At 63.0% G+C, this 16936-nt stretch carries 16 protein-coding genes, 1 tRNA gene and 1 pseudogene; 5 read left to right on the top strand and 13 right to left on the bottom strand.

All coding sequences use genetic code 11. The features are described from left to right. Positions 1-60 precede the first annotated feature (60 nt). From SJY41_RS08635 to SJY41_RS08625, 3 genes are read right to left on the bottom strand one after another with little or no spacing between them, the layout of a single operon-like run. Entirely contained in the window at positions 61-1095 is a 1035-nt protein-coding gene (locus SJY41_RS08635; protein ID WP_380780840.1) for a zinc-binding dehydrogenase, read from the bottom strand. Continuing rightward, positions 1092-1601, bottom strand: coding sequence for a nuclear transport factor 2 family protein (locus SJY41_RS08630; protein ID WP_380780838.1), 510 nt, complete (start codon positions 1599-1601; stop codon positions 1092-1094). Before SJY41_RS08630 ends, SJY41_RS08635 begins: the two co-directional genes overlap by 4 nt. Further along, positions 1598-2419, bottom strand: a complete 822-nt coding sequence (locus SJY41_RS08625) for an SDR family NAD(P)-dependent oxidoreductase (protein WP_380780837.1) — start codon at positions 2417-2419, stop codon at positions 1598-1600. The genes SJY41_RS08630 and SJY41_RS08625 overlap by 4 nt, the downstream gene beginning before the upstream one ends. A 107-nt stretch (positions 2420-2526) precedes the next feature. Between SJY41_RS08625 and SJY41_RS08620 the strand changes: the two genes are divergently transcribed. Continuing rightward, positions 2527-3480, top strand: coding sequence for a LysR family transcriptional regulator (locus tag SJY41_RS08620; protein WP_380780835.1), 954 nt, complete (start codon positions 2527-2529; stop codon positions 3478-3480). A gap of 868 nt (positions 3481-4348) precedes the next feature. Here the strand turns inward: SJY41_RS08620 and SJY41_RS08615 are convergent. The 3 genes from SJY41_RS08615 to SJY41_RS08605 form a co-directional block, all read right to left on the bottom strand. Then, a complete protein-coding gene (locus tag SJY41_RS08615) occupies positions 4349-6535 on the bottom strand; it encodes a TonB-dependent receptor (RefSeq protein ID WP_380780833.1) in 2187 nt (728 codons plus the stop codon). Between the two features lie 175 nt (positions 6536-6710). Next, positions 6711-7469 (bottom strand): SDR family NAD(P)-dependent oxidoreductase, encoded by a 759-nt coding sequence (locus SJY41_RS08610; protein WP_380780831.1) that lies wholly within the window; start codon positions 7467-7469, stop codon positions 6711-6713. Positions 7470-7483: 14 nt separating this feature from the next. After that, positions 7484-8863: an MFS transporter gene (locus SJY41_RS08605; protein ID WP_380780830.1), complete on the bottom strand. Its 1380-nt coding sequence runs from the start codon at positions 8861-8863 to the stop codon at positions 7484-7486. Positions 8864-9018: 155 nt separating this feature from the next. Between SJY41_RS08605 and SJY41_RS08600 the strand changes: the two genes are divergently transcribed. Both SJY41_RS08600 and SJY41_RS08595 read left to right on the top strand, forming a co-directional pair. Further along, positions 9019-9300, top strand: a complete 282-nt coding sequence (locus SJY41_RS08600; RefSeq protein WP_380780828.1) for a hypothetical protein — start codon at positions 9019-9021, stop codon at positions 9298-9300. Between the two features lie 79 nt (positions 9301-9379). Next, on the top strand, positions 9380-9784 hold the full coding sequence (locus SJY41_RS08595; protein WP_380780826.1) for a Crp/Fnr family transcriptional regulator: 405 nt from the start codon (positions 9380-9382) through the stop codon (positions 9782-9784). 232 nt (positions 9785-10016) lie between these two features. Here SJY41_RS08595 and SJY41_RS08590 read toward each other — a convergent pair whose 3' ends face one another. From SJY41_RS08590 to SJY41_RS08575, 4 genes and pseudogenes are all read right to left on the bottom strand, one after another. Next, positions 10017-11054, bottom strand: coding sequence for an alpha/beta fold hydrolase (locus SJY41_RS08590; protein ID WP_380780824.1), 1038 nt, complete (start codon positions 11052-11054; stop codon positions 10017-10019). A 165-nt stretch (positions 11055-11219) separates the two neighbouring features. Continuing rightward, a pseudogene (locus SJY41_RS08585) lies at positions 11220-11862 on the bottom strand (NAD(P)-dependent oxidoreductase). Positions 11863-11866: 4 nt separating this feature from the next. Beyond that, positions 11867-12223 (bottom strand): hypothetical protein, encoded by a 357-nt coding sequence (locus tag SJY41_RS08580; protein WP_380780822.1) that lies wholly within the window; start codon positions 12221-12223, stop codon positions 11867-11869. An 18-nt stretch (positions 12224-12241) separates the two neighbouring features. Further along, positions 12242-12619, bottom strand: coding sequence for a hypothetical protein (locus SJY41_RS08575; RefSeq protein WP_380780820.1), 378 nt, complete (start codon positions 12617-12619; stop codon positions 12242-12244). A 156-nt stretch (positions 12620-12775) separates the two neighbouring features. Between SJY41_RS08575 and SJY41_RS08570 the strand changes: the two genes are divergently transcribed. Then, positions 12776-12925, top strand: coding sequence for a cupin domain-containing protein (locus SJY41_RS08570; RefSeq protein WP_380780818.1), 150 nt, complete (start codon positions 12776-12778; stop codon positions 12923-12925). An 83-nt stretch (positions 12926-13008) separates the two neighbouring features. Here the strand turns inward: SJY41_RS08570 and SJY41_RS08565 are convergent. The 3 genes from SJY41_RS08565 to SJY41_RS08555 all read right to left on the bottom strand — a co-directional run bounded on the left by SJY41_RS08565 (position 13009) and on the right by SJY41_RS08555 (position 15029). Continuing rightward, positions 13009-13084 (bottom strand) — tRNA-Ile (locus SJY41_RS08565). A gap of 120 nt (positions 13085-13204) precedes the next feature. Then, on the bottom strand, positions 13205-13471 hold the full coding sequence (locus SJY41_RS08560; protein ID WP_380780816.1) for a hypothetical protein: 267 nt from the start codon (positions 13469-13471) through the stop codon (positions 13205-13207). 154 nt (positions 13472-13625) lie between these two features. Beyond that, on the bottom strand, positions 13626-15029 hold the full coding sequence (locus tag SJY41_RS08555) for a M20/M25/M40 family metallo-hydrolase (protein ID WP_380780814.1): 1404 nt from the start codon (positions 15027-15029) through the stop codon (positions 13626-13628). A gap of 104 nt (positions 15030-15133) precedes the next feature. Between SJY41_RS08555 and ettA the strand changes: the two genes are divergently transcribed. Continuing rightward, positions 15134-16813 (top strand): energy-dependent translational throttle protein EttA, encoded by a 1680-nt coding sequence (gene ettA, locus SJY41_RS08550; RefSeq protein WP_093399227.1) that lies wholly within the window; start codon positions 15134-15136, stop codon positions 16811-16813. Positions 16814-16936: the final 123 nt, after the last annotated feature.

The raw sequence follows: 16936 nt of genomic DNA, 5'->3' as shown, positions 1-16936 counted from the left end.
CGTGCTTTTGCGAGCCGGCCATGCCAATGCCACCGGGGGAGGTTTAATAACTCGCGTGCTCTACAGCCCGCGCGGATCGACCACTGTGCGGATCGGCGCAATCGGATTGGACATGTCGCCCATCGCGGCGGCAACGCCGTTCAACCCGATGCGCGTTCCCAGCCAAGGACGGACGTCTACCCGTCCGTCTGCGATCGCGTGCAAGGCAAGCTCCATATCCTGCGGTTCTTCGCCCCCCGCGAACTGAATGTTGAGGCGCTTGTTCTGGGCCGCGAAGACGAGCAGCTGCTCCGGCTCCATGCAATAGCCGCCCATCACGATCCGAGCCCCGAAGCCGGCGCCGGCGATGACCTGTTGAAGAAGCCCCGGCAGGCCGACGCACTCATAGATGAGGTTCGCCCGCCGCTCGCCAAGATCGGGAAGTGGGCCATAGGGGGATAGCCCGCGCGGATCGACGACGATATCCGCGCCCATCGCAATGGCCAGCGCACGCCGCCCTTCGTGCAAATCAGCCGCAATGATCGGCGCGATGCCCATCAGCTTAAGACCGGCAATAACGCCGAGACCGGTGGCCCCGCAGCCCATGACCAAGACGACGTCATCCTTGTCCGGCCGCCCCCGCCGCGCATGCTCTAGGCCGACAGCAAGCGGCTCCGTCATCGCGGCCAGATCGTCCTCGAGATCGGCGGGCACCTCGAGCATCATGTCCTCGTCGAGCAGCATGTATTCGCCAAAACCGCCGGGGCAGTCATGGCTGAATCCAACGATCGCGTGGGCACCCGACTGGCGCATGATCGGGATGGAGGTGACCTTGCGGCCCGGCTTTACCGTTCGCTTGCTGCCCGGACCATAGTCGATGATCTCGCCGACATATTCATGCCCGGGAACGAAGGGACGGCTGAAGTCGAGACCGGCATAGGGTCCGCCATGGATCTTCGACAAACCGATGATCGTCTCGCCGGAATGGAGGAAGTGCGCTTCGGACGCGCACATGCCGCAGCTGTGGGTACGCACGAGCGCCTGACCCATTCCGGGAATCGGATCCGGCATCTCGCCGACATGGACGGCGCCGTTCTGGATGTACGCTGCTTTCATAGCCTGTCCTGTGGTTGTAAGTGAAGCGCTGCATAGGAAGGATCGGCGTGGTCGCGACTACCCAAGTATTGCTGGCTCAGGGCGGTCACCGCGCGTATCTCATCGAAGTCGCGGATGGCGATGCGGTGGTCGAGCCCCCAGCGTCCGGCCCGATACGACCAGCGATCCACATAGCGGGTCCACACGCTCATCTGCATCAGCGTGTCGCCACGCTGCAAACGCAGCGTCGCGGTGCAATAGGCTTCGCTCCCGGCGCGGTCGCCGTCGAGCGTAATCAGGATGTTGCCGATCTGGTGGGAATGGGCGAGCAGCCTGCGATGGGAGGCGCAGATCTTGTCGATCACGGCCTTGCCCGGCCCCTGATGGAAGCTTTCGCCGTAATCGGCGGTCGCGCTTTCGTTCCAAATGCTGTGGCCCAGCGGGACGTCCAGCCTGTCCACGGAACGGCAGTAGACGTGGATCAGGTCCGTGATGGCTTGCCTGTCGTCCTGAAGCGAGCGGGTCATGCCTGCGCGCGGTTCAAGTCTTGCATTGCCGCCTCCATGGCGAGGATGCGATTTCGGCGAGCGACAGCCGACTGGGGCATGCGCCCTGCGTCGTCATCCTCAAGGCCCCAGTTGTGCACGGGTCCATAAGGCAGGCGCTCCAGGCCGACACGGGCCACGTCTTCTGCAGTCGCGACATCGCTGGGCATCGGCGCTCCACGACTTTCGAGCCAGCGGCGGAATTCCGGCGTATCGGTGCGGCCCAGGATCAGGTTCAGAACATCTACGCCATGGCCGCGCAATTCGGCCCAAAGTCCTTCGCCAAAGCAGAGGTCGAACGCCTTGCTGCCCGAATAGACGCCGAGCCCCGACGCGCCGCCATAGCACGCGCGCGATCCGACCAAGATGATCCCGCCACGCTTGCGTTCGCGCATCTTGGCGCCGAGCAGGTGAGACGCCTGCATCACCGCGACTACATTGCGCGCAACCAGATCGGTCCACGCCCTGATATCAGTCTTGAAGAAGGCGGTGCCATTGGGATCGCCGCCCGCGTTGCTGATGTACAAGCCCACTTCACGGCCCTCGGTGACGGCCGCAATCTTGTCGATGGCGTCCGGAGCAGCGAGATCGATGGAGGCAGTGATAGACTCGGTACCGTAAGCGGCCTGCAACTGGGCCGCCAGCGTTGCCAGCGGTTGCTCGCGCCGGGCGATCAGGATCAGCTTGAGTCCCTCGGACGCCAGATGATGGGCAAAAGCCGCACCGGTTCCCTCAGACGCTCCCGCGATCAAAGCCCACGGCCCGTACTTTTCGGAAAAGCCCATATCCTGCTCCTGCATCTTCACATCTTCGTGTGCTGACGCCGGGATGCACAAATACCGGCTATGCCGCTATTTCAATTTACGCGCGCTTGCATATCAAGATTAGATAGCTTGAAGGGTAGCTCATGGAAATCAGACGGCTCAGCTACTTCGTGCGGATTGCCGAGGATGGTTCGTTGACGCGCGCGGCGGGCATGATACGGGTGGCCCAGTCCGCGCTCAGTCGACAAATGCGTTTGCTGGAGGAGGAATTAGGCGTCACTCTGTTCGAGCGCACGGCTCGGGGAATGCGCCTCACCGGCGATGGCGAAAGACTTCATTCTTCTGTGGCCGCGCCGTTGCGCGAACTGGAATTGGCAATTCAGGGAATACGTTCGGGGGCTTCGCGCGGGGTTGCGCATCTCGCCTTGGGCCTGCCATCCAGCGTCGCCGAACTGACGGGTCATTCGCTGGCGCTTCAACTGCGCTCGGCCTTTCCCAATATCCGCTTCAGGCTGATCGAGGGGCCGACCGGCGGGTTGGGCGACTGGCTAGCACGGGGCATGATCGACTTCGCGGTTCTCGAGGAGGTTTCCCGCAACGATCTTCTTAACGAACAGAAACTCCTGTCCCTGCCTTTCATGCTTGTCGGCCCACCTGGCACCAAGACGCCGTCCGGCTCCTCCGTCGATATCGAAAAGGCGTTGGCATTGCCCTTGATCGTGCCATCCCATCACCTGGGGGTCAGGGCCGCGATCAACGACGCAGCACACCGGAGCGGCGTGAGGCTGGACATTCAGATGGAGGCTGACTCGACGAGGCTCATCCAGGAATTGGTACAGTCGGGCGTCGGCTACGCGCTCTTGCCGGAACGATATGTGATGGAAGCGGTCGACAACGGTGATTTACGGGGCTGGGCCATCAGCGGGCCCGTGTTGGCACTCGATATCCTCTTCGCGTCGCGCAAGGCCAGCGAACGCGCGGGATGGCAGTTCGCAAGCGTTGTCGAATTCATAGCGCGAATGGCTGCGGACGCTTTGAGGGTGACGCCAAACACATGTTTGTCGATGCAGCACCACCCGCAAATTCACGATGATTGAGGTGAGAGCGGCATAGCGGGATCTCTACATTGGCTCGAGTGTCCGACAAACCCTGTCGGATTGGGAAAGTGTGCGACAACCCCGAAGGCATGGTTTTTTCGTCAGGGAACAACGACCGCAATCTCGGCACGACCTCTTCAGAATCGTACAATTTACTACCGGCCAGGATTGCTCGCTGCTGTGCCGACTCCCGCGGCCCCGCGAATGGCCGGTCCGTCCGAAACCAGACGTTCACAGTAACCCTCTGGAAAGACCGCTTCGTTCCAGTTCTTGCCCTCCGAGGCCGGCTTTGGTGACTGGTCAAACGACCGTCTGGCTGAGATTAATGAGCGTTTGAAGTTGGGAAAGCGGGGAGGGCTCTGAACGGCGACTTATGGGTCTTGCGCGGCCGAACCGGCGGCACGCGTGCCACTGCCAGCCAAGTGTAGGCATTAGGACACTATCATTTTGCCGCGAGACCAACCGCGATGCTTAGAAGCAGCAAGGCAAACCGAGGTGATTGGCAGGCGATCAGGGGCCGAACAGGCCGGTTGTGAGAACAAGGGCAGCGTTCTCGCTACCTGCCCTTTGTTCGAACCCCATGATCCGTTCGACTCGCATGCGTCTACGAAGGAGCGGGGTGCCGCTGTCTATCGCAACCTTGAGCAGCGGATCGCCGCCCTCGGGATAACGATTGGCACCGCCGCTCGCCCAGTCAGGAATGACAATCCCCAGACTCGGCAGGTCTAGTGATATGGCCGACGGACGCCTTGCTGCGGCTTAGACGAGTATGGCGACCAACACCGTCCTTGCGGGTGACATCAAGCTCGACCTGACAGGGGGGGGCAGTTTGAGCTGTGACGGGGGTGTGGTCCCACACCCCCGAAAACTAAAGCTTGTAAGCGAAGGACAGTCGCAATGTTCGAGGGTCGGCGAGAAAGCGCGGGCGGATCACGCTAAAGCCGAAGCCGGTCGTCCAGTAGCGTTCGTCGGTCAAATTCTTGCCTGCAAGTCGCACTGTCACCCGGTCCAGCGTATAGCCGACATAGCCATCGACCAATTGCGTGCTCGGCACATGACCAAAGAACGAATTGTCCGGCGTCGCGAAATAATTCGACCGATATCCGTAATTGCCGCCGAGGACGAAGGCGCCACGCCCGACCTTTAGCGAAAGGTCCGCGCCGGTCGTCAACTGGTATTTGAATACGTTGGTCATGGTGTTGCCGACGTACGTTCCGGTCAGCGCGCCGGCCCCTGAACCGGAGTCGCGATATTTGCCGTCATTGTAGACCCCGTTGGTCCACAGTGTCAGCGGCCGCACCGGCCGTACGCTCAGTTCGGCTTCGATGCCCTTGTGCCGCGCATTGTAGTTCTGCGTCAGGAACGCGCCGGTATCGGTGACCAGCTGCTGCTGCAGATCGGTATAGTCGTTGATGAACGCCGACAGGTTGACGCGCGCGCGGTGGTCGAAGAAGTCGCTTTTTACGCCGATCTCGTACGCCTTCACCTTTTGCGGTGCGAAGGGCGAGTTGAGCGCGACCGCGGTATCGGCGAGCCCGTTATATCCGCCAGCCTTGAAGCCTTCGCTATAACTCGCATAAGCGAGCACCGACGGCAGTAGCTGGTAATTGACGTCGGCCTTGGGCAGGAAATCCTTGAACGTGTCGCCGCGCACGACCGGCGTCCCATTGACCACCGCGTCGAGTTTCTTGTGATCCTCGGTGTAACGGCCGCCTAGCGTGAGGGTCAGCTTGGGGGTCAGGTGGAAACCGACTTGCCCGAATGCGGCGTAGCTGTCGGTGGTCACGCCGAACCGAACCGAGGCCGGGGTAAAGAAGATGCTGGTGTCTACGGCTTGTGCACCTGATTCCCGGAAATAATATAGCCCGCCGACATAGGTGACAAACGAGCCGAACGCCGAACCCCGCAGCTGCAGTTCCTGGCTGAATGACGTCTGGTGGCTTTCGGACCGGCGGTCGAACAGGGCGGCATAGCCCGGCGCAGGAATGCCGATCGCTGCGAGCGGCACGCCGCCGCTGAAATCAAGCGCCCAATCGTCGGTCAGATGCGACCAGCCGGTCACCGACGAGAGCACGAGCGTGTCGGTCAGGTCGGCGGTTACGTTCAGGCTCGTGCCATATTGCTTGTCGCGCGTGAATGACGGGTTCGGGGAGGTCACGATACGGTATGATCCGCTCGCGGGCTGGATCGCGCGATAGTCGGTCGTCGCAGTATTGGGATCAAGCGCGACCGGATAGAGACCGTCGCTCTTGTAATTGGAATAGAAGCCTTTGAGGCGTGCTTGAACGCGATCTCCGGCATAATAGAGTTCGCTCTGGAAACCGCGATACTGCTCGGCCCCGACCTTCTTGCCCAGCGTCGTATTGGTCTGCCGCCCCCCGTCGCGATCGCGGACCAGGCCGGAGAAGCCGAGCCGCCATCTGTCGTCCGAACTGACCGGCCCGCTGATCGAGCCTTTAGCGTAGCGATCGCCCCAGGTGCCTAGTCCGACTTCGGCTTTGGCCGCAAGCACAGTGCCGGGTTTCCGGGTGATGATCTTTATCGCACCGGACGAACTGTTGCGCCCATAGAGCGTGCCCTGCGGCCCGCGCAGCACTTCGATCCGTTCGATATCGAGCGCTTCGATGAACGACGCTGCCGAGCGCGGCTGATAGACATCGTCGATATAGAAGCCGACTTCCGGCTCGGACGTGATGTTTGCGCCATCTGTCACGCCGCCTCCGCGCACATAGGGGGCGACTCCGGCCGAGCCGCCGGTTACTTGGGTGATCGAGACGTTCGGGGCGATCTGGCTCAGATCCTTGACGGACCGGACTTGCAGACGGGTCAGCGCTTCTTCGGAAAACGCGGTTACCGCCACCGGCACCCGTTGCAATGACTGTTCCGTTCGGGTCGCGGTCACGACGATGTCACCAAGTCCGTCCGGCGGTGCGGCGGCGGTGCCGGTAGCGGGGACGGACGTGTCCTGCGCTGCGGCGGGGGGCGTCAGGAAGAGGCATCCTGCCAGCGCCGTGGTTCCAAGAGCGGTGTGCTTAACGATCTCGATGCGCATCATGACGGCCCCTTGTGCTGTCGCGACCGTTCGCCGCCGACGCATCAAGGTTCCCGTTCGCCGATACTTTGGGGAACGTTTCGCACGGTTTCGCCGTCCAGCGATCAGAATTGCTGCAATTGCGAATGCAGTTGCCGTCAGGCGATCAAATCGGCCGCTATCGAGCTGCCTGCAAGGCTCACGCCCCCGGCAGATTGCCCCCGTCGACGGGCAGAAAAACGCCGGTGATTGCGCTGCTGGCCGGGTCGGCGAGCATGAGCACCCCGTGCGCGATATCCTCCGGCGTAGCGAGCCGCCCGAGCACCGAATGTTTTGCCATCCGGTCGAGATAGGCGGCGGGCACTTCGCCCTCCACCAGATTGCCCATCAGCATCGCGGTGTCCACCGCGCCCGGCAGCACCGCGTTGACGCGGATGTTGTACGCGCCGGCGCTGGCGGCGGCGGTCCGGGTCGTCATAAGCACCGCCGCCTTCGCGCCGCAATAGGCGCTGGCCATCGGGTTCGCCTTGATCGACATGCCCGATCCGATGTTGACGATCGCGCCGCGCCGCCGTGCCATCATGCGGCGTATCCCGTGCTTACACCCTAGGAATGTACCGTCGACATTGACGGCGTAATGCCGCTGCCACACGTCGAGCGGCATCTCCTCGAACGCGATGTTAGGCTGGAAGTAGCCGGCATTGTTGACGACCACATCGATGCTACCGAACGCCGCCTCCACCGCATCGAGCGCATCGACCCAGTCCGCTTCCTGCGTTACGTCGAGCGCCACGAATAGTGCCCGGTCGCCCAGCGACCGCGCGAACGCTTCCCCCGCCGAGCCCGGCAGATCGGCGATCCCGACCCGCGCGCCCTCGGAATGAAAGGCCCGGCAGATCGCCTGACCGATCCCACCGCCCGCGCCCGTGACGACGACGGTCTGGTTCCGGAAGCGCATGTCTTTATCCCTGTTCAGGCGGCATCGCTCGCCGGCTCGTGCTTCTCGATCGCGAAGCGTGAGAAGATCAGCAGGCTCAGCGCCTGCGTCCCTGCCGGCACCAGCGAGTAGAGCAGCAGGATGCCGCCGATGGCGCGCGGGCTCTGCGTCGCGGCACCGCCTGTGGAGGACGTGAAGCCATACACGCTCAGCACAACCCCGGCGATCAGCGGCCCTATTGCAAAGGCGAGCTTTTCGGCGGCCGAGAACAGCCCCGAGAACACACCCTCATGCGCGACGCCGTAGCGCGACCGCTGATAATCGACGGTGTCGGTCAACAGCGACAGCGACAGCAACAGGAACCCCGAATTGGTCAGCCCGATGATCGCCGCGCGCAGCAGGATTAGGATATGCTGAGTCGCGAGCGGACCGAACAGCGGCAGCGTGACGAGCACATCGCTGCCTGGCTTGGCGAAAAACCAACTGATGGTCACTGCCATCCACAGTACCGAAGAGACCACGTAAGTGCGCGGTTTGCCCCAGCGACGCGACAGCGCGAGCCAAATCGGCTGGCTGATTCCGCTGAACACCACCATCACGACGATGAACGCCGGTACCAGCCAGATCGCCTGTAGCGCGTAGAGGAAGACGAAGCCGAGGACCGTATAGCCAGAGGCTTGGCCAATGCCCTGCACGAAACAGGTGGCGAGCAGCACCATGTACGGCGTGTTCGCCAGCACAGGCTTCAACTGCGCAAGAAAGCGCTCTGGCGTGGCGCCGCCCGGCAGCATCGCAACGCGGCGAAGCGTGATCGCCGGCACCAACATTGTGACAAGGCAGATCAGCGCCAGGCTGATCGCCATGACATGCCAGCCATAGGCCCCGCCGCCCAGCGCGAAGACCAGCGGTTGCGCGACGCCGACCCCGATCAATACGCCGACCGTGGTGAAGAGCATGCGATAGACCAGGATACGCGTCCGCTCATGCGGGTCGAGCGAAAGCTCCGAGGCGATCGCGAGATAGGGGACGGAGAAGATGCTGAACGCCGTCGATCCGATAAAGAACAACAAGCAAATTGCCGCGGCCGCTATCCGCGGATCGCCATAATCCGTGATCGCGAACAGGGCGAGGAAGCTCAGGCTGGTGAGGATCGCGCCCACGAGAAGGAACGGCGTACGGCCGCGGGCTCGCTTCTGACGGTCGGAATAGGCGCCGACCAAGGGATCGCAGGCGATCAGCCACAGTTTGGGAATCAAAATCACGATCCCGGATAGCCACGCTGGAACGCCGAGCATGGTGGTCATGAAAATCGGCAATAGCACTGCCGGCGTGTCCCGAAAGATCTGCGCCCCGAGTTGCCCCGTGCCATATCCCAGCAGAGTGCTCGTTCGGACTCGCGCCAGCGGTTCTTTCATGTTGGTGAGTCCCTCACTGCGCCGAACGAAGGTCGACCGTGTGGCCATGATGTTCGATGATCCGAAACTTCCGACCCTCCTTCGCTGGGCTGACCGCTGTGCGGGGATCCAGCCCCAGGCCTACATATCGCTGACAATCGCGCCGGCTGGCCCGGATGATCGACCTAGCTGCCGCTGCGCCAAGCGCAGATACGCTTCACCGCCCAACCGTACCGTTTACTCGCGCCGCCGCGCGCGAGACGCGGAATATGCTGCTCAATCATATGGCGGACGACGATTACGAACTGTTGCGTCCTCAGTTCGAGCACGTGTCACTGGCGATCGGCACCCCTCTAGCGCGTGCGGGCGAGCCCATCGACACGATCTGCTTTCTCAACGGCGGCCTCGCGGATTTGTTGATGTTCTCGGCGATGGTCAGCGGTTGGTCATCGGCGTGATCGGTCGGGAAGGGGTGGTCAGCTGAACGGCGCTGATGGGCAATGACCGCTGGCCGTACGACGTTGAGGAGCGCGCGACATGCGATGCCAGCGCATCCCGATCGCGGCCCTGATTGCCGCCACAGCGGTCAGCCCGCGTCTGAACACGCTGCTGCTACGCTTTGCAGGAATTTTCGCGGCGCAGATGGGTCGGACGATCATATCCAACTTGATCCATTCGGTCGGGCGACGCACGGCCCGCCGGATACTGCTGTATCACGATCGCGTCGAGCGCGACGAGATCACCATGACGCATGAGGAGTTGGGAAACGTGCTGGGGGTCCGGCGGGCCAGCATCACCAGCGTGCTCCATGTCCTTGAAGGCGAGAACACGATCAGTGGCTATCGCGGGCGGATCATCGTGCGGGACCGAGCAGCGCTGGAGGCGTTCGCCGGCGATACCGATGGGTTTGCCGAGGCAGAATATCATCGCCTAATAGGGTGATGCCGTCACGACGACATCAGCTTCAAACCCGAAGCGACGACACCGCGATCGGGATGCTGTCGCACGTCTCGGAACGCGGAAAGGCTGTATCAGACCGCTTGGCCCACAACTGGTCGGTCACCTTACTGCCGTTCCGAGGCAAATAGTGAAGCTGAACGAATGGCGGAAGATGGGAAGTCCGGCGGGGTGTGCGAATGTCGCTTTGTGGGTCAGCACAGGCAATGTCGACTTTTCAACGCTGCATTTGGCTCAGGACTCGCACAATCTGCCTGGTGACCGCGTCGGGCTGGTCTAGCTGAACAAAGTGCCGTGAGTGCGGCACGATCGTGTTAGTGCCAACGGAAGACAAGGCGGCGAGTTTGTCGTGGCCCGTTCGCCATGCCGCGTCGGCTTTGGCAACTTCATCAGCAGACAATCCGGGCAACGTCTCGCTCTCTCCCCTGGTGAGGACGGCGAGCGGTATTGAGCCCAACGTTTCGCCTGAGCGCTTGGTTTGATGATCATCCACCGTCTGTCCATCCGCACCGGCGATGTTGGCCATCTCATACTCGGAGCGAAGCGCGCGTTCGAATGCGAGGCTTTTCGCCTCGCGGTTTCTTTCCTTGTGAACGTCGGGATCGGAATCGGCCGGGTTGTCCAGGCAGTCCGACGCCTGCTCGGCGGGCTGGGACAGCTGTCCGGTCGTGGCGAGCGCTATGCAGCGATCCAATGCCACGATCGTCTGCTTGTTGGCGCTCTCCATTCGCCCTGCTGCTGCCGGTCCAACCGCCTTGGCGATCTGAGTCGTCTGGCCGCTGAAGGCAGGCTCAACCAGGACCATGCCGGCGACATCGCGCGGGTAGCGTAGCGCGTAGGTTGTGGCATACAGGCCACCGAGCGAGTGCCCGACCAGAATGACCGGCGCCGTGATGGCCTTGCTATGAAGCAGCGCGTGCAGGTCATCGATGGTGCTTGTGACATCGGACGGTGCAGTAGCGGGGTCGCTAAATCCATACCCGGCGCGGTCATACGCGCACGCTCTGGTGACGCGGCCGATGACGGGCTGAACCTTACGCCAGTCGAACGTTCCGCCGCCCAATCCGGACAGGAAAAGGACGGTGGTTCTGCCGCTTCCAACGCAAGCTAGATTCAGCCGACGCGCGCCTTGGACGGCGACAAGCGTTCGAGGGCGACCGTATGTGGTCGCGACGAAGCTCGGACGACGTTGCGGAGCGGGTTCCGCCCCCGAGAAAGGGATCGCAGTGAGAGCGATCAAGAAGGCCAGACGCATCGGGCGAGCATAGAGGGATTCAGCCCGAAGGAAATGGCCGCAAACGAACGCCAGCTGCCGAGAGGATCACCAGCGCCAACGTCCGACGTAAGCGTTCGAACCGGCATGACGAACGGTCGGAGGTGGGCGCGGCGCAGATAAGTTTGGCGGCCGCATATGGGTCACCTAGCTTGATTGATTATACGCGCTGAGGTCGGCCGTATGAACCGCTGTGGCATCGTCGATTAGTCGGTAGTTGTAGTCCGCGCAGTCGCAGAAGGTCGCGACGCTGAACTTGGTCGCCGACCGCTGGAGAACGCCCTTCGAGGGCCCATCAGAGAAGATGCCCGCTCGGTGCACGATCCAGTCGAGGTCGCTGGCTTCGGTCGCCAAATACTCCATTACAGCCTCGTTGTCGCGGTGCTGCGCAATAACTGAACGCGCAAGCGTGTTGCGGATGATCCAGAGGGGCAGGGTGAGGTGACCGCCATAGGGTCGGCTCAATCCTTCAGCCTGATAAAGGAAGCGTTTGACGCCATGTCGGCGCATGGCGGGCACCAGGCCCCGGACGAACGCCGCGTTGATCGTCGCCTGCTGCTGCGCCTGCTTCTCGCGCAGCATGGCCACCACCTGATCCACGCCGGTCAGGAGCGTGTCGACGTCGATCGGATCTGTGATCGAGCCTTGCCGGACGTCGAGCCTGTCGTGGGAGCCGAGCGTGCCTTGGCGTGCGCACCAAGCCGCGTACCCGGTGCCCATCCGCCAACGCCCTGGCGGTGAAATGCCTGCCGGTTCCGCCGGTGGCCCCGAGCACGGTGGTCAACTGCATGAAACTAGCTCCGGCTCGTCAAGGGTAAGACAGTCATGGGCCATACCGGAAGGAGGGCAGGGCGATACAGCAGGAGCAAGGTGGCAGCCGCGTAGAAAATCGCACCGGCGATCAGCAGAGCCACGACCGCCTGCCGGCCCATCGCCGGCGCTGCCCATGCCATAATTGGCAGGGCCTGCATCGCATGGATGGCGAGGAAGTGTGCCAGTTGCATCTGCCTGCGGGACCGGCGCTGCGATGGCGGCGACGGCGGCCGAGTGCCGGAAGCGGACGCTAACACGGCAACTCGGCTCATGCCCGATCCCGTCAGACCGCCCAGCACGAACGTCAGCCAGGGACGACCGACGATCCCGGCGATCATCAACGCTGGCGCACCGGGCTAAGGTCGCTGCCCAATTTCCCACGCCAAGAGCAACAACATGCCGATGAACAGGACTGCCAGGACGGCCATCGTGCCGGCGATCGCCGCGTCGTTGCGTGTTGCCGTGTTGACATGGGAGCGTCGCCCGCGCGCCGCTTGCACGGTGATGCAGACAAGCTCCACCGTGGCACCGATCAGCAGTCCCCACGTCGACACCTGCACGAGCGAGGATGACATCCGCTCGGGACGAGCATAGCTCAGCATCCATGACACGGTGAGCAGATAGACTGCGATCGAGAGCGCGAACTTCGTCGGCTTGATGCTCGCCCGCTCGCGCCCGACCCGGCGGGCATCGAGCACCGCGCAAAGCACTCCCGTCGGCACCAGCGCCAGCATGACGAGCCCGATTGCCAGCAGCGTCTCCGCTGGGTCGATTTGCCGTATGTGATCAAAGTTTATTGCAATTGCCCGATGTTGTCAGGCAGCGAATTAGGATGTCAGCGCCGGACGGACTATCTTCCACGATCCAGAAGGCTGTAGCGCTCGTCCAACATGACTGCCGATCCCCTTTCCGACATCCTGCACCGGGTCACGCCAAGGGCATATGGATTCCGGGGGCTCGACGGTGGCGGCGATTGGTCGATGCACCTCCCCGCCCAGGATGTCATGCGCCATGCCGTGCAGGCTGGGTCGTGCGGTTGAGTCAGGTAGCGCCCATAGCCGGGCGGCGGCGGCGCATTCTAACGCTCGAAAGGAGCAGCTATGTTGCAAGCGGACAGCAAGATTGGTGGGCCCGGCAGGAATCGAACCCGCAACCTAGCCGTTATGAGCGGCCAGCTCTAACCGTTGAGCTACAGGCCCCACCGGCGCCTGCGTTAGCGCAAGCTTTTGCAAAGCAAAACCCCACAAAGAAAAAGGGCGCTCCCGAAGGAACGCCCTTTCCGACACTAAATCCTATCGAGCGCGAACGCTCAACAGATTTTAGTTCATGTTGTCGGTCTTTGCGTCGGCAGCGTCACGGACGTTGTCGGCAGCTGCGTTCATGTTGTCGGCAGCATTCTCAAGCACGTCGGTAGCGACTGCGTTCGAGGTGTTGTCCGCCATTGCGTCCATGTTGTCAGCCTGCATTTCCATGTTGTCAGCCAGCATGTCCGCGTTGTTCTCAACGGCGGCGGCTTCTGGCGACTTGCTGCAGGCTGCGACGGACATCAGGCCGGCGGCAGCAGCGATCAGAACGATCTTCTTCATTCGAATGCTCCCAAGCATAGTTTCACTCGCGGCCGACCCGATTGCCGTCGCGAAGTCCCGTCAAATAGCGGCCCCCGGCGGGCGGTCAATCCGCTAAATTCATCTGTCCGCAAGGTTTGCGGCAGAACGATGACGGATTGGTTGCTGCAACTCGTCACTTCTGGGGCACAATTGGCCCGATTTCCTCGGGCGCATTGGCCACCGTGGCGATCATTGCGGTCCATGCCGCGACGTTCTGACGAAGCTGTTCGGGGTCGATCCGATCGAGCGTATCCTCCGGCGTGTGGTGATAGTCGAAGTAGCGCAGCCCCGACTGGTTGAGGTCGATTCCAGCGACACCGGTCGCGATCGTCGGGCCGACGTCGGTGCCGCCGTGCGGCGTATCCGTACCGCGGATGATCCCGAGCGGGGCGAGCGCTACCGCCAAGCGGTCGACGACTGGCTTGGCGGCGTCCGGCAGGCTGCTTTCGAACCGCCAGACGCGATCGGCACCGAAATCCGATTCGGCAGCGGTTGCGTGACGTTCGCCCGCATGCGCCTTGGCGTAGGCGAGCCCGCCGAACCCGCCGCTCTCCTCGTCGCCGAACCAGACGACGCGGATCGTCCGACGCGGACGCTGGCCGCCGTCCATCACGATCTTGGCAGCGGCGGCGGTGATCGCGATCCCCGCGCCGTCGTCGATCGCGCCGGTCCCGAGATCCCAGCTGTCGAGATGGCCGCCGACAAGGACGATCCCCGCCTTGGGATCGGTGCCGGGGACTTCGGCGACGACGTTGCCCGATTCCCGCATTCCGACCTGCTTGTCGTCGAGCACCAGCTTCAACGTGACCGGCTTGCCGAGCTTCACGAGCCGCTCGACATGCTCGGCGTCCGCGACCGACAGCGCAGCGGCAGGGATCGGCGTCACGCCCGCGTCGAAATTGGTGTTGCCCGCGTGCGGCCCGCGGCCGTGATCGGTGCCGATCGACCGGATCACGATCGCCGCCGCGCCCTTCTCGGCGGCGACGTTCGGTCCGACGAAGCGGGCGGTGCCCTGCGATCCATAGCTCGATCCGTCCTGGGTCGGCTGCATCGCATTCGACACGAACGCGATCTTGCCCTTCAGGCTGCCGTCGGCGGCAAGCGCCAGATCGTTGTATGTCGGGAAGTAAACGATCGGCAGGGTCAGACCGCCGGGCGGCGTCGCGCCCGAATTGCCGAGGCCGACCAGATGGAGCTTCTGCGCATAGGGGGCGACCAGCTCCCCGCTCTCCGTGCCGCGCGACCAGACCGGAAGCTGGTAGGTCTCGATCCGCACGTTCTTGAACCCGAGCGTCTTGAGCTTCGCCACCGACCAGGCGCGCGCGCGCGGTGCCGCCTCGGTACCGGTCATCCGCGGGCCGACCTCGGTCGTGATCCCCTCGACGATCTTGTACGCGGTGTCGTCGGTCAGCGCCTTGTCGCGCAGCGCTGCGACCTTGGCGTCGGCCGTGGTTGCCGGGGCGGCGGTACGCTGCGCCGCAAGAGGAGAGGTCAGGGCGGAAGCGGCCAGCGCCGCGAGCAGGGTGCGTTTCATCATCGGGGCAGCGTATGTCGGCGCTCCCCGTTTGCCAACGGCCCGCCGCATCGCTATCTGCGCACGTCAAATCCCGCCATATTTCTAGCATGGAGCTCGGCACCCACATGGCCGTTCAGTATACCTACGTCATGAAGGGTCTGTCGAAGACCTTCCCGGGTGCCAACAAGCCCGTCCTCAACAACATCCACCTGCAGTTCATTCCGTCGGCGAAGATCGCGATCATCGGCCCGAACGGTTCGGGCAAGTCGACGCTGATGAAGATCATGGCCGGCATGGACCCAGATTTCACCGGCGAGGCCTGGGCGGCCGAGGGCGTCAACGTCGGCTATCTCGCGCAGGAGCCGCAGCTCGATCCGACCAAGGACGTGATGGGCAACGTCAAGGACGGCGTGCGGCCCGTCGCGGACCTAGTCGACCGGTTCAACGCGATTTCGGCCGAGATGGGCGATCCGCAGGACGACACAGACTTCGACGCGCTGATGGAGGAGATGGGCGAGCTTCAGGCCAAGATCGACGCGGTCGACGGCTGGGCGCTCGACAGCCAGCTCGAACAGGCGATGGAGGCACTGCGCTGCCCGCCGGGCGATGCCGACGTCACCAACCTGTCGGGTGGTGAGAAGCGTCGCGTCGCGCTCTGCAAGCTGCTCCTGGAGAAGCCGCAGATCCTGCTGCTCGATGAGCCTACTAACCATCTCGACGCCGAAAGCGTGTCGTGGCTGGAGAACTACCTGAAGGAATACACCGGCAACGTCATCCTCGTGACGCATGACCGCTACTTCCTCGACAACGTCGTCAACTGGGTGCTGGAGCTCGATCGCGGGCGCTATTACACCTACGAGAGCAACTATTCGGGCTATCTGGAAAAGAAGGCACAGCGCCTCAGCCAGGAAGAGCGCGAAGAGGCCGGCAAGCAGAAGGCGATCGCCGACGAGCTGGCGTGGATGCGCCAGACCCCCAAGGCGCGCCAGACCAAGTCGAAGGCGCGTATCCGCGCGTTCGACGAGCTGATGGAGAAGCAGGAGAACCGCGTCGCCGGCAAGGCCGCGATCCTGATCCAGCTGCCAGCCCGTCTCGGCGGCAAGGTGATCGAGGCCAAGGGCCTGACCAAGTCGTACGGCGACAAGCTGCTGTTCGACGGTCTCGACTTCACGCTGCCGCCGGGCGGCATCGTCGGCGTGATCGGCCCGAACGGCGCGGGCAAGTCGACCTTGTTCAAGCTGATCACCGGCCAGGAAACGCCGGACGAGGGCACGATCGAAGTCGGTTCGACCGTCAAGCTCGGCTATGTCGACCAGAGCCGCGACGATCTCGATCCGAACAAGAACGTCTGGCAGGAAATCTCCGACGAGCTCGAGATCTTCCGCTTCGGCAAGCAAGAGATGGGCACGCGGGCGTATGTCGGCGCTTTCAACTTCCGCGGGCCGGACCAGCAGAAGAAGGTCGGCCAGCTGTCGGGCGGTGAGCGCAACCGCGTTCACATGGCCAAGATGCTCAAGGAAGGTGGCAACGTCCTCCTGCTCGATGAGCCGACCAACGATCTCGACGTCGAGACGCTGCGTGCGCTCGAGGAAGCGCTGGAGACGTTCGCGGGTTGCGCGGTGGTGATCAGCCATGACCGCTTCTTCCTCGATCGCCTCGCGACGCACATCCTCGCGTTCGAGGGTGACAGCCACGTCGAGTGGTTCGAGGGCAACTACGCTTCGTACGAAGAGGACAAGCGTCGCCGGATGGGTGATGCGGCGGATCGGCCTACGCGTCTGGCGTACAAGAAGCTTACGCGCTGAAGAACGAGGCCGCCCAACTTAAGCGTGCGGCGGCCTCTCAGTCCTCAGATGGATCTCATTCGAGCGGGGATACGTACACATCGCGCTTCCGTTAACGTTCGCGAGGTATCGTGGGCTGCCATG

The sequence above is a fragment of the Sphingomonas sp. R86520 genome (assembly GCF_042466285.1).
Taxonomy (GTDB): Bacteria; Pseudomonadota; Alphaproteobacteria; order Sphingomonadales; family Sphingomonadaceae; genus Sphingomonas.
This window is presented reverse-complemented; position numbering and strand designations above follow the sequence as displayed.

Excerpts from the sequence above, each read along its gene's own strand:
- SJY41_RS08570 (WP_380780818.1), top strand. The coding sequence starts at position 12,776 with ATGACTGCCGATCCCCTTTCCGACATCCTGCACCGGGTCACGCCAAGG.
- SJY41_RS08620 (WP_380780835.1), top strand. The coding sequence starts at position 2,527 with ATGGAAATCAGACGGCTCAGCTACTTCGTGCGGATTGCCGAGGATGGT.
- SJY41_RS08625 (WP_380780837.1), bottom strand. The coding sequence starts at position 2,419 with ATGCAGGAGCAGGATATGGGCTTTTCCGAAAAGTACGGGCCGTGGGCT.
- SJY41_RS08615 (WP_380780833.1), bottom strand. The coding sequence starts at position 6,535 with ATGATGCGCATCGAGATCGTTAAGCACACCGCTCTTGGAACCACGGCG.
- ettA (WP_093399227.1), top strand. The coding sequence starts at position 15,134 with ATGGCCGTTCAGTATACCTACGTCATGAAGGGTCTGTCGAAGACCTTC.
- SJY41_RS08555 (WP_380780814.1), bottom strand. The coding sequence starts at position 15,029 with ATGATGAAACGCACCCTGCTCGCGGCGCTGGCCGCTTCCGCCCTGACC.
- SJY41_RS08635 (WP_380780840.1), bottom strand. The coding sequence starts at position 1,095 with ATGAAAGCAGCGTACATCCAGAACGGCGCCGTCCATGTCGGCGAGATG.
- SJY41_RS08575 (WP_380780820.1), bottom strand. The coding sequence starts at position 12,619 with ATGCTGGCGCTGGTGCCGACGGGAGTGCTTTGCGCGGTGCTCGATGCC.
- SJY41_RS08610 (WP_380780831.1), bottom strand. The coding sequence starts at position 7,469 with ATGCGCTTCCGGAACCAGACCGTCGTCGTCACGGGCGCGGGCGGTGGG.
- SJY41_RS08580 (WP_380780822.1), bottom strand. The coding sequence starts at position 12,223 with ATGATCGCCGGGATCGTCGGTCGTCCCTGGCTGACGTTCGTGCTGGGC.
- SJY41_RS08600 (WP_380780828.1), top strand. The coding sequence starts at position 9,019 with ATGATCGACCTAGCTGCCGCTGCGCCAAGCGCAGATACGCTTCACCGC.
- SJY41_RS08605 (WP_380780830.1), bottom strand. The coding sequence starts at position 8,863 with ATGAAAGAACCGCTGGCGCGAGTCCGAACGAGCACTCTGCTGGGATAT.
- SJY41_RS08630 (WP_380780838.1), bottom strand. The coding sequence starts at position 1,601 with ATGACCCGCTCGCTTCAGGACGACAGGCAAGCCATCACGGACCTGATC.
- SJY41_RS08595 (WP_380780826.1), top strand. The coding sequence starts at position 9,380 with ATGCGATGCCAGCGCATCCCGATCGCGGCCCTGATTGCCGCCACAGCG.
- SJY41_RS08560 (WP_380780816.1), bottom strand. The coding sequence starts at position 13,471 with ATGAAGAAGATCGTTCTGATCGCTGCTGCCGCCGGCCTGATGTCCGTC.
- SJY41_RS08590 (WP_380780824.1), bottom strand. The coding sequence starts at position 11,054 with ATGCGTCTGGCCTTCTTGATCGCTCTCACTGCGATCCCTTTCTCGGGG.